At 36.0% G+C, this 12,155-nt stretch carries 9 protein-coding genes; all 9 read right to left on the bottom strand.

All coding sequences use genetic code 11. The features are described 5' to 3' along the window. Nucleotides 1–94: 94 nt before the first annotated feature. Entirely contained in the window at nt 95–2,155 is a 2,061-nt protein-coding gene (locus tag ACY2LT_RS01760) for an alpha-ketoacid dehydrogenase subunit alpha/beta (RefSeq protein WP_491816773.1), read from the bottom strand. 186 nt (nt 2,156–2,341) lie between these two features. Continuing rightward, nucleotides 2,342–3,505, bottom strand: a complete 1,164-nt coding sequence (locus ACY2LT_RS01755) for a class I SAM-dependent rRNA methyltransferase (RefSeq protein WP_491815941.1) — start codon at nt 3,503–3,505, stop codon at nt 2,342–2,344. A 1-nt stretch (nt 3,506) separates the two neighbouring features. Then, nucleotides 3,507–4,340: a glutamate racemase gene (gene murI / locus ACY2LT_RS01750; protein ID WP_491815940.1), complete on the bottom strand. Its 834-nt coding sequence runs from the start codon at nt 4,338–4,340 to the stop codon at nt 3,507–3,509. Nucleotides 4,341–4,459: 119 nt separating this feature from the next. Further along, entirely contained in the window at nt 4,460–4,969 is a 510-nt protein-coding gene (gene nuoE / locus ACY2LT_RS01745; protein WP_491815939.1) for an NADH-quinone oxidoreductase subunit NuoE, read from the bottom strand. After that, nucleotides 4,969–6,729, bottom strand: coding sequence for an NADH-dependent [FeFe] hydrogenase, group A6 (locus tag ACY2LT_RS01740; RefSeq protein WP_491815938.1), 1,761 nt, complete (start codon nt 6,727–6,729; stop codon nt 4,969–4,971). Before ACY2LT_RS01740 ends, nuoE begins: the two co-directional genes overlap by 1 nt. Nucleotides 6,730–6,741: 12 nt before the next feature. Next, on the bottom strand, nt 6,742–8,577 hold the full coding sequence (locus tag ACY2LT_RS01735) for an NADH-ubiquinone oxidoreductase-F iron-sulfur binding region domain-containing protein (protein ID WP_491816772.1): 1,836 nt from the start codon (nt 8,575–8,577) through the stop codon (nt 6,742–6,744). Between the two features lie 749 nt (nt 8,578–9,326). Then, nucleotides 9,327–9,980 carry an RNA polymerase sigma factor gene (locus tag ACY2LT_RS01730; RefSeq protein WP_491815937.1) on the bottom strand — a complete coding sequence of 218 codons (654 nt, stop codon included), beginning with the start codon at nt 9,978–9,980 and terminating at the stop codon, nt 9,327–9,329. Nucleotides 9,981–10,111: 131 nt separating this feature from the next. Then, the gene (gene hutU, locus ACY2LT_RS01725) at nt 10,112–11,761 is read right to left on the bottom strand and encodes a urocanate hydratase (protein WP_491815936.1); all 1,650 of its coding nucleotides are present in this window, start codon (nt 11,759–11,761) and stop codon (nt 10,112–10,114) included. 9 nt (nt 11,762–11,770) lie between these two features. Then, a complete protein-coding gene (locus ACY2LT_RS01720; RefSeq protein ID WP_491815935.1) occupies nt 11,771–12,139 on the bottom strand; it encodes a DUF971 domain-containing protein in 369 nt (122 codons plus the stop codon). Nucleotides 12,140–12,155 lie beyond the last annotated feature (16 nt).

Raw genomic sequence — 12,155 nt, 5'->3', positions numbered from 1 at the left:
ATAATTAATTAAATGACAATAAAAAAATCGAATAACCTGAATTTTCAGTTATTCGATTTTTTGTTAAAGAAGATGAAATTAATAAGAGTATTCCCTAATAACTCATCAAAGAGATAGCAGATTCTACAACATCTTTTACACTTAATAGGATTTCATTTTCGTAAGATTTTGCAAAACCCACTGGTGTATTCTTTGAACCAATTCTCTTCACAGGAGCATCTAAGTATTTGAACATTTCGTCCGAAATTGTTGATGCAATTTCGCCACCAAATCCACCAAAAACTTTATCTTCGTGAACAATAAGTGCACGACCAGTTTTTTTAATTGATTCAAAAACAGTCTCTTTATCCCAAGGAGAAAGTGAACGCAGATCAATAATTTCAGTTGAAATATTATTTTTTTCAAGTTCTTTCAGAGCATTTAGAGTTATGTGAGTTGCATTCCCATAAGTAATAATTGTCATAGAAAAACCACGTTTAATAATTTTTGCCTTCCCAAAAGGTATGAAATAATTCTCATTCGGAAAATGAGAGTAAGCACCTTTATAGTTATATAAAAACTTTGGTTCGAGAAATAAAGTAACACCTTCGGAACGTATAGCATTGCGGAGCAAACCAGCGGCATCATCTGCAAATGAAGGACAAACAACACGTATTCCCGGTAAAGTCGTAAATACTGCTTCTAAATTCTGTGAATGGTATAATCCACCCTGAATATAACCACCACTTGCTAAACGAATGACAATGTTCGGTGTAAATTGCCCCTTAGTCCTCCAATAATCGTGAGAACATTCAACTAATTGCTCCATAGCAGGCCAGAAATAATCTGCAAATTCAGCACCTTCAACAACTACACGAGCATCTCTATCGAACCGGCAGAAACCATTCGCAGTGCCAACGATACAGTCTTCGGCAATAGGAGCATTAAACACACGATCTTTCCCAAACTCTTGCGGCATACCTTTTACTACATTGAAAACACCACCTTTCCCGACATCCTGTCCCCAGAGAAAAGTCTTAGGGTTGCGGCGAAATTCCTCTTTAAGTGTCAGATTAATTGCTTCGAGAAAACTCACTTGATTAGATGAAGAATCGATAAACTCATCGACATTTAATTCATCTTTGAAATATGGTTCTGGCAGTACAAATTGATCATATGATTTACCGTTTGCACTTGGAGCTGCTTCAGCTCTATCGGCAGCATCAAATACTTCCTTTTTATTTGCTTCCTCGATTTTTAATATTTCCTCTTCTGTCGCAATTCCACTTTCTATTATAAAAGTCCTTAATTGCAACATTGGGTCGCGCCTACGGACTATCGCAAGCTCTTCTTCAGAGCGATACGCTTCGTGACGATCAGAGTTTGAATGAGAACCAATTCTATCACAGTCAGCGTGCACCATTGCAGGTCCAGCACCAGATTTGGCATACTCGATTGCTTTTTGCATAGCACGATAAGAATCGAATGGATCGCGTCCATCGCAATTAACAATAAGCAAATCCTTCATTCCACTATAATTATCAGAAACGACCTGATTAGCTGTTTGATCTACTAATGGAACAGAAATACCATATTTGTTGTTTTGAATAACAAATACAACTGGTAATTTTTCCAAAGTGGCAACGTTTATAGCTTCCCAATAGTAGCCTTCCGAACAAGCTGACTCGCCATTTGAACAAATAGCCACTTCATCTGAACCGAGCTTCTTAATAGCACGAGCTACACCAGCAGCATGCAAAGAGTGGTTCCCTGTGCAAGAGGAAACATTTTGTATTCTAATAGATGGCTTAGCAAAATGATTGCTCATATGTCGACCACCACCCGCTACATCAGTTTCCTTGCTAAGCCCATTTAGGATAATTTCTTCTGGGGTAATCCCTGCTGCGAGTGAGGTGAGCATATCTCTATAATAAGGGAATAAAAAATCCTTATTTTGACGAAAAGACACACCTATTGCAAGCTGAATTCCGTCATGTCCACCAAAAGGTGCGTGATAAGACCATCCTTTTGCCATTTTCAGATATAAAGCTGCTTTGTCATCCAGACGTCTTCCTAAATTGATAATTCTATACCATTCAAGAATTGTATCTCTATCAAATCCAGAAATATCAAATTTGCAGGTGATTTCAACAGTTGTTTCTTTGCCATTGATCATTACATTCCTAAGTCCTGGCTTAATAGATTTTACAACTGTATTATCCAATGCATTTTTTTTAACATTCTTTGCCATAAATATCCCTTTTTTGTGTTCAGCAACATTACACAAACTATATAGAGTGTTTTTTTTAAATATTATTTTAGTTTAGATTAATTTTTTTGCTTTCGAAGATGTTAAGTTATATCAAATCGATTGAAAAACAAAGAACTTAAGATATTGAGTTTCAGGCATTGAAATTAGAATTGGATGGTCGGGCGACTGCATACCACGATAAACAAGCCTTAATTTTATTTTTTGCTTCGATGCTTCACGTTGAATTATCTCATAAAAATCCTGTTCTTTCAAATGATGCGAGCAAGAAGAGGTAACTAAAAAACCGTTTTTATTTAATAATCTCAAAGCTAAACGATTAATTTTTGCATATCCAGCTTTTGCTTTCGGAAGAGTTTTACGATTTTTTGTAAATGCTGGTGGGTCGAGAACAATAATATCCCACTTCTTCCCTCGTGTATTTTCTTTTTCCAGAAAATTAAAAACATCATCTTTAATAAATTCGACGTTATTAAAGTTGTTAATTTTAGCGTTATTACTCGATGCATCAACTGCATTCTGAGAAATATCAATCCCTAAAACATAGGAAGCATTAGCAACTGCTGCATTTAGGGCAAATCCGCCCTGGTTGCAAAAACAATCAAGGATAGTTTTTCCTGCCGAAATATCTTGAAGAAACTTACGATTAATTTTCTGATCTAAGAAATAACCCGTCTTTTGACCTTCTTTGAGGGAAACGTCAAATAGAATTTTATTTTCGCTGAAACGAATTTTATCGGGAATATTTCCGTAGAGAATAGTCTCGATTTCTGGCAAATTTTCAGATTTCCTATGTGTAGAAATATCTTTTTCGATAATACCCTCGATATTTGGGATGACCTCTAAAAGTGCATTAATAATTGTATCTTTTATTTTATCCACACCAGCAGACAGAAATTGAACAGAAAGGAAATTTGAATACTTATCAACAATCAGACCCGGTAATAAATCTGATTCTCCAAAAACAACTCTGTATGAATCCTCATTTTGGAAAATGGATTTTCGATATTCAAGCGAATGCCGAATTCTTTGGCAAATAAGCGAATAATCAAATTTGTCTGTGTATAACAAACGAGCAGAAACTAAACTATGAGCATTATAGAATGCTAATCCATAAGATATTCCACTTGAAGAAACAATTTCTACAATTTCACCATCTTCGCAATTTATATGCCTCTCAACTTCATTGCTAAAAATCCAAGGATGACCGTGTTTTATTCTCTCATCGGCATTTTTCTTTAAGATTAATTTTTCCATTTTATACTAAATCCCTGAAATCAATTGTTTTAGGTGTATCAATAGGAAATCCAAGAAATCTTTGAGCCTGCTCATAAAATACAGAAGGAATATCAGTAACATAAAATTCAATTTCTGGCTTTTGATTAATAGTAGAGGATTGTTTACGTAATAAATTTTTCTCAGCTAAACTTCTCAATGCTGCGACGGAAGAGTGTTCACCGCAATCAATCAGAGTAGCACCAGGAACAATTTCAGAAATCACACGAGACAATAAAGGATAGTGAGTACAGCCAAGAACTATCGTATCGACATTTTCGCTTATCAAATTTGATAAATATTCTTGTGCAGCAAGATAAGCAATTTGATGATTTATTAATCCTTCCTCAACAATAGGAACAAATAGTGGGCAAGCTTGCGAGATGATTTTAACATTTTCTCCACCGGCTATTGACTTAATACCTTCCAGATATGCATTACTATTAATTGTAGCACGAGTGCCAATAATACCAATTTTATTGTTCAATGTGGTTCTTAAAGCAGCGTAGGAAGTATGTTCAATCATCCCAATAACTTCAATATCCCCGGCAATTTCTCTAACAGTATCTAATGCAACAGAGGAAACAGTATTGCAGGCTACAACAATTAATTTTACATTTTTTGCAATTAAAAAACGAGTAAATTGCTCAGCATATGTGCGAACAATTGACTCTGATTTATTCCCATACGGAACACGAGCAGTATCACCAAGATAAATATAGTGTTCATCTGGCATAAACCGAATTAGTTGCCTGAGAACTGTTAGCCCACCAATTCCTGAATCAAAAACACCAATAGAAGAATTAACGTCAATCATTTTTTTCAACTTGCACGAAAATAAAATCTTAATTTATGAAAAAAAGCCTAACTTAAAAACAAGAATAAAAAACGAGCCACTTAAAAAAGAGTGGCTCGTTTTATTAAATGAATGACTTATCAATAAGTTTTTGCACCAGTTGGTTTCGCTTCTTTTATTTTATGCAAAATTTCAGTAACCTGAGTTGGCTTAACATTGCCAAAAACTTGCTCATTAATTGTTACAACCGGGGCTAATGCACAAACACCAAGGCAACGTGTTCCCTCGATTGAGAACATTCCATCAGCGGTTGTTTCGCCAACTCCACATCCAAGTTCAGTTTTAAATGAATCAAGGACTAAATCAGCACCTTTCACAAAGCAAGCTGTGCCAAGGCAGATCGAAATTTTATATTTACCAGCTGGTTTGAGCTTGAAGAAATGATAGAAAGTTGCAACACCATAAACAGTGGAAGTAGGAACTTGCAACAGGTGAGCAACTTCGTCCATATGTTTTTCCGAAAGATAACCATAGCGTTCTTGTACTTTATGCAGAACTGCAATAAGATAACTTTCAGGATGCTCTAAATTCAGGCAATTCGAAATAAAATCCTGAATATCCTGATCCAATGTATAGATAGGTTGTTCCATTATTTAATCCCCCTTGGTAATTTTGGTTCATAAGTAGTATGAAGAAGATGATGAGCTTTTTCGCTACCCGGTTCACCTAAAAATTCTTCATACAATTTGATAATGAAAGGATTTTCGTGAGATTTTCTCAGCTCTTTACTTTCGTCAATTCTATATAGTGCCATTTGACGTTTACGAACTGTTTCCGGATCTAATGGATAAACATAATCACCTGCATTGACAAGTGGCTGTCCACCGCCAGCAACACATCCACCTGGGCAAGCCATAATTTCAACTAAATGATATTGTTTTTCACCTGACTTGATTTTTTCCAAAATCTTTTTAGCATTATTTAATCCATTAGAAACTGCAACGTTCAGAGATAGATCACCGATTTGAATAGTTGCCTCGCGTAATCCTTCAATTGCACGAACATTTGTAAATTCAAGTTCTTGAATTTTTTCACCGGTAATTTTTTCGTAAGCAGTGCGAAGCGCAGCTTCCATTACACCACCAGTAGAACCAAATATATCACCAGCTCCTGTTGAATAGCCCAAAGGAGCATCAAACTCACTATCAGGAAGATTTACAAAGTCAATTCCATAAGCCTTAATCATCCAGATAAGCTCACGAGTTGTAAGAACTGCATCTGTATAAGGAACATTTTCTTTCATATAATGTTCGGGTCTTTTAGCTTCATATTTTTTCGCAACACAAGGCATAATTGCCACAACAAAAATTTTCTCAGGGTCTATGCCCATTTTTTCTGCATAGTACGTTTTAAGAAGTGTGGATTCCATTTGCATAGGTGACTTGCAAGAAGATGCATTTGGAATTAATTCAGGATAGAAATGCTCTAAAAACTTAATCCACCCTGGTGAACAGGAAGTAATCAAAGGTAAATTCTCACCTTTTTTTATTCTCTCGATTAGTTCGTGAGATTCTTCCATAATAGTTAGGTCGGCGGCAAAATCAGTATCAAATACAGCGTCAAATCCAAGGCGACGAAGAGCTGTAACCATTTTACCAGTTACATAAGTACCTGGTGGAAGGTTCCATCCCTCACCAATTGCAGCACGAATTGCTGGAGCAGTCTGAACAACTACGTGCAAATCTGGGTTTTCTAGTGCCTTCCAAACTATTTCAGTTGCATCCTGTTCTATAAAAGCAGCGGTAGGACAAACATTGATACACTGACCACATTTTATACAAACAGAATCATCCATAGGTGCTTCGAAAGCAGGAGTAACAACAGTTCGGAAGCCGCGATGCATCTGGCTAAGGTTATGAACACCTTGAATTTCCGAACAAACACGCACACAACGGCGGCATAGAATACATTTTTCGGCATCACGAATAACAGATACACTTGAATTTTCAATTGGATGACGTTTTCTTTCTCCTGCATAAAGTCTGTCTCTCACGCCAAGCTTATAAGCAAGATTTTGAAGTTCACAATTACCGTCTCTGACGCAAGTCAAACAAGCACGAGGATGATTATCCAACAACAATTCAACCAAATCTCTGCGAGTTTGACGTATCTGCGGTGAATTAGTGCGAATTACCATTCCTTCCTGAATAGCAGTAGCACATGCAGGCAAATAATTGCGAGCACCTTCAACTTCTACAACACAAATACGACATGCACCTTCTGTAGAAAGAAACGGATGATAACACAACCGTGGGATATGAGCATTAATTTTATCCGCAGCTTCCATAATAGTTGTGCCTTCGACTACGGAAACCGGGATATCATCTATTATTGCATTTACATATTTCATTTATTCTCCTCCTTAAATTTTCTCTATTGCATCAAACTTACAAGCATTGTAGCATTCTCCGCATTTAATACAATGCTCTTGCATAATTTCGTGTGGTTTTTTAGCAAATCCACGAATACAAGAAACCGGACAGCGTCTTGCACAAAGAGTACAACCTGTACATTTCTCAGGTATAATCTTGTATGTGATAAGTTTAGAACATCTTTGAGTAGGACAGCGTTTTTCTTTGATATGTATTTCGAATTCTTCTCTAAAATGTTCTAACGCTGAAAGAACTGGATTTGGAGCAGACATACCTAAACCACAGAGAGAAGACTTTTGAATTGCTCGCCCAAGTCTTTCTAATTTGTCCAAATCTTCCATTTCACCGTGTCCAGAAGTAATTTTCTCAAGAATTTCGAGCATTCTGAAAGTACCTTCACGGCAAGGCAAGCACTTTCCACAAGATTCATCTTTTGTAAATTCAAGGAAGAATTTTGCAGTGGATACAATACAGTCTGCATCATCAAGAACAATCATACCACCGGAACCCATCATTGAGCCGATGCTTTTTAAAGTTTCATAATCAACAGGAGTATCGATTTTATTCATTGGGATACATCCACCAGACGGACCACCAGTCTGAACAGCTTTCAACTGACGACCATTTGGAATACCGCCACCGATGTCGAAAATAATTTCACGAAGTGTAGTCCCCATAGGAACTTCAATAAGCCCTGTATTTTTCACTTTACCAGCGAGAGCAAATACTTTTGTGCCTTTACTTCCTTCTGTGCCAATACGAGAGAACCAGTCTGCACCATACAGCATAATAGCAGGAACATTAGCCCAGGTTTCCACATTGTTGATACAAGTAGGATGTCCCCATAATCCTTTTACTGATGGATACGGAGGTCTAATAACGGGTTGTCCACGTTTGCCTTCAATAGATTGCAATAATGCTGTTTCTTCACCACAAACAAAAGCACCGGCACCTAATCTTATTTCTATATCAAAATCAAATCCAGAACCAAGAATATTTTTGCCAAGCAAATTCATTTTGTGGCATTTCCAAATTGCATTTTCTATGCGTTGAATGGCAAGCGGATATTCAGCACGGATATATACATAACCTTTTGATGCACCTATAGCATACGCTCCGATTATCATACCTTCAATAATCGAGAATGGATCTCCTTCGAGAGCACTTCTATCCATAAATGCACCTGGATCGCCTTCGTCAGCATTACAAACAACATATTTAATAGGATCCGGATTCATCGTTCTGGTATTACGCCATTTGATACCGGTTGGGAAACCGCCACCACCACGACCTCTCAATCCGGACTTAATAATTTCATTTATTACAAATTCAGGATCACCTTTATAAAGAACTCTTGCAAGAGCCTCAAATCCTTGAGCATGAATATAATCTGTTAAGCTCTCAGGGTCAATAATACCACAATTTCTTAACGTAATTCTTGTTTGCTTATTAAAGAAAGATACATCACCATAAAATTTAAAATATACTTCTGTTAAATTATCAGTATGAACCATAAAATCGCGTGCGCGACCATTTTCAACTATATGAATATCAATTATTTTTGATAATTCTTCTTCATTATGAAATTTGTAGATAACATTTTCAGGGAAAACCATCATAACGCCATGGCTAATTTCGTTTGGCTCCTCTGTACATAAACCAATACAGCCTCCTTGAAGTACTTTTACTTCAGTTGGAGGCAAATTTTTTTCTTTAATAAGTCTGTTGAAAATATCAATCCAAGACTTGTTGTCAGTATTGCATCGACTCGACGAACATATTGTTACAACGTGTTTGTAGAGCGTTTCCGTTGTTTTGTCAAGCATAAATTTAGCAACAGGTTGCTGCCCAAGCACGTGTGTTTGAAAAATCTCTAATACTTCTTCGACTTTAACCTGAGAATACTTTACAGGAAACTGCTTGGGAATAAAAACACCAACAATTGGTTCTTGCGAGCAGCGACCAGTACAACCGGTTTGCTTGACAACAATGTCGTCACGTCCGGAAGCTTTGATAAGCTTGATGAATTCGTCTCGAATAGCATCAGAACCTGCTGCTTTTTCGCAAGTTGCAGAACCAACCTGAATAATAATTTTTCCGGTATTATCAGCATCGGTTGAAGCAAATTCGAGAGCTTTCTTTAGATTTTCGTAATTCTGAAGAACATTTGCCATATACTACCTTAATAAATTTATATTAAGTAACCTTATAAACTATACAAAATAAAGAGATAATTAAGAATAAAACAAAGAAAAAATAAATTTAGACGCACCTAAACCTATAATTTATAAGTATTTATAGATTTTATTAACTCTAAATTAATATATAGTGAATATTATATATTTATAAATGAAAAATAAATGACAATAAAATTAATAGATATTTTTTTATCGTTACCAATTTATCCGTAAATCAACTAACAATATCGTTTGTTTTTCACACAACAACTTTATTTATAATTGAATTAGGTGGATTTTCATCCATAAATTCTCGGTAAATACTTATCAAAAACAAAAGAAAAACCCCAACACAGCAGATACTATATTGGGGTGAAAAACATAGATTATTAATAGTTTCATGAATTATTTACAGACTTATACAAATCCTTTAGTTTTTTTCTTAAATGCAAAACAGCATACCTTTTACGAGCAAGTAAAGTATTAATGTTCACTCCTGTTTCTTCGGACATTTCTCTGAATGAAATACCTTCGAACTCATTTTTTACAAAAACATCTTTCTGTTCATCAGGAAGTTCATTTAAACCTTCCAGAACAGCTTCCCAAATAGTTTTTCTAATCAAATCACTTTCTGGGCTGGTAGATAAATCTCCCAGAAAGTTTTCAAATGAATCTACTCCTTCGTCGGCTTGACCTTGAGTTTGCATATCGGTAAAAGTTTCAGCTCTTTTTTTTCTATATGAATCAATAATGCGGTTACGAACAGCAGTAAACACCCACGAAGCAATATTTTCAATTGGCTTCTGAACGTTTGCAGAAGCAGCTAAAACGTTTGTAAAAACGTCCTGTAAAATATCTTCTGCTTCTTCCTGGCTACGGACTCTTTGACGAATGAAGCCCAAGAACTTTTTTCTATCGGTTTTAAATAGCTGTTCAATCTGATCAGTCAAATTTAAGCTTGTGTTTGCACCTTCATTACCATTTTTCAAATCCTCAGAATGGCTTCCATTCGCTGTTATTTTTAACGAATCTATTTTCTTTTTTCTTCCCACAACTATTACCTTGAAAGTTACAATAATGAAAGAATAAAAATTTAGAGTTACACCTCCTTTTATTTCAATATACTAATATAAAACAAATAAGTTACATTTTTTTATCGTAATTTTTATTATAAACTTTAATATCATTTTAACATCGGAATTACAATGTTGTGCTTTTTAGCGTTATCAATGGCTCGTTCATAACCCGCATCAGAATGACGCAAAATACCCATTAAAGGATCATAGGTAAGAACACGTGATAGTCTGCCTTCTGCTTCTTCGGTACCATCTGCAACAACTACCATACCAGCATGAAGCGAAAGTCCCATACCAACGCCACCACCATGGTGGAAAGAAACCCAAGAAGCGCCACCAATTGCATTCAAAGCAAAGTTTAAATAAACCCAGTCAGCAATAGCATCTGAACCATCTTTCATACTTTCTGTTTCGCGATAAGGTGAAGCAACGGAGCCACAATCTAAATGGTCGCGCCCAATAACGATTGGTGCACTTACATCACCATTTTTAACAAGCTCGTTGAATAGTAATCCTGCTTTCATTCTATCACCATATCCAAGCCAGCATATTCTTGCAGGCAAAGCCTGGTAACGAACACGTTGCTGAGCATTTTTAATCCATCGATATAAAGCAGTATCATTCGGGAACAGATCCATTATTGCTTCATCAGTTTTCTTAATATCATTCGGATCGCCAGATAAAGCAACCCAACGGAAAGGACCTTTGCCATCACAAAACAGTGGACGAATATAAGCAGGAACAAATCCAGGAAAATCGAAAGCATTATTAATATTACCGTATTCTTTTGCAATACCACGAATATTATTTCCATAGTCAAAAACTATAGAACCATGTTTTTGGAATTCAAGCATTGTCTGAACGTGAATTGCAATAGATTTATATGTTTCTTCTAAATACTTTTGAGGATTATTTTTTCTCAGTTCATCAGCTTGTTGTTTCGTATAGCCAGCAGGATAATATCCGTTAAGAGGATCGTGAGCAGCTGTTTGGTCAGTTACTACATCAGGAATAATTCCACGACGTAATATTTCGGGAAGTATTTCAGCGGTATTCCCAATCAATCCGATTGAAATTGCTTTTCTTTCTCTTTTGTACTGTTCAACAAGCTCAAGTGCTTTGTCCAAGTTATCAACTTTAATATCGCAATAACCGTCGTGAATTCTTTTATCTATTCTTGTTTCATCAATTTCAACTGTTATTGATACTGCACCAGCAAAAGTAGCAGCAAGAGGCTGAGCTCCACCCATTCCTCCCATTCCACCGGTGAGCAAGAAACGACCAGCTAAATCACCGCCAAAATGCTGGCGAGCACATTCTGCAAAAGTTTCGTAAGTGCCTTGTAAAATTCCCTGAGTACCAATATATATCCAGCTTCCAGCAGTCATTTGTCCATACATCATCAATCCAAGTTCATCGAGCTTACGGAATTCATCCCAGTTTGCCCATTTTGGAACAAGATTAGAGTTTGCAATAATGACTTTTGGTGCAGAAGTGTAAGTTTTAGCAACACCAACTGGTTTTCCGGATTGAACGAGCAAAGTTTCATCTTCATTTAAGTTTTTCAGGCAATTGACTATTGCGTCGAAGCACTCCCAGTTGCGAGCAGCCTTACCATATCCTCCGTAAACAATTAATTCAGAGGGTTTTTCTGCATTTTCAGGATCTAAATTATGATGAATCATTCTATATGCGGCTTCAATTTGCCAGTTTTTACAAGTTAGTTCTGTTCCTTTAGGAACTTTAACGGTTCTCATAACACTCCTTTAATTATTTTGCGATTGATTATTAATGTTTATCATTTTTTCTATTTCTTCATCTTGAAGTTTATATTTTTCAAATAAAACACGTAAAAAATCAAATGGATAAATACCTGTGTCGTGCCCATCTTCCCAAATCAGATTAATAGCATAGTTCCCAACTACATTTATCTTTTTAATTGAAAACTTTCCTGGTTTAAATTGATTCAAGTTAATAAATCCAGATTGGTTTTGAGCGTTATTTTCTTGGCAATCAGCACAAGGACAATTATTTCGTAAAACTTCAAGTTTGATAGTTGACTTAAATCCGTCATTCCAATGGGTTTCAATTAATTTTTTATCAGGGAAAGCGATTTTTTTAATAAAAACTGCCATTTAATAAATAATTACA

The organism is Eximiradius proteiniborus (assembly GCF_058546985.1).
Note: the sequence above shows the minus strand (reverse complement) of the source record. Positions and strands in the feature narration are given on the sequence as shown.

Bases quoted from the DNA above. Each gene is read 5' to 3' on its own strand.
- ACY2LT_RS01740 (WP_491815938.1), bottom strand. From the start codon at position 6,729: ATGAAATATGTAAATGCAATAATAGATGATATCCCGGTTTCCGTAGTC.
- ACY2LT_RS01720 (WP_491815935.1), bottom strand. From the start codon at position 12,139: ATGGCAGTTTTTATTAAAAAAATCGCTTTCCCTGATAAAAAATTAATT.
- ACY2LT_RS01735 (WP_491816772.1), bottom strand. From the start codon at position 8,577: ATGCTTGACAAAACAACGGAAACGCTCTACAAACACGTTGTAACAATA.
- hutU (WP_491815936.1), bottom strand. From the start codon at position 11,761: ATGAGAACCGTTAAAGTTCCTAAAGGAACAGAACTAACTTGTAAAAAC.
- ACY2LT_RS01760 (WP_491816773.1), bottom strand. From the start codon at position 2,155: ATGATCAATGGCAAAGAAACAACTGTTGAAATCACCTGCAAATTTGAT.
- ACY2LT_RS01755 (WP_491815941.1), bottom strand. From the start codon at position 3,505: ATGGAAAAATTAATCTTAAAGAAAAATGCCGATGAGAGAATAAAACAC.
- murI (WP_491815940.1), bottom strand. From the start codon at position 4,340: ATGATTGACGTTAATTCTTCTATTGGTGTTTTTGATTCAGGAATTGGT.
- nuoE (WP_491815939.1), bottom strand. From the start codon at position 4,969: ATGGAACAACCTATCTATACATTGGATCAGGATATTCAGGATTTTATT.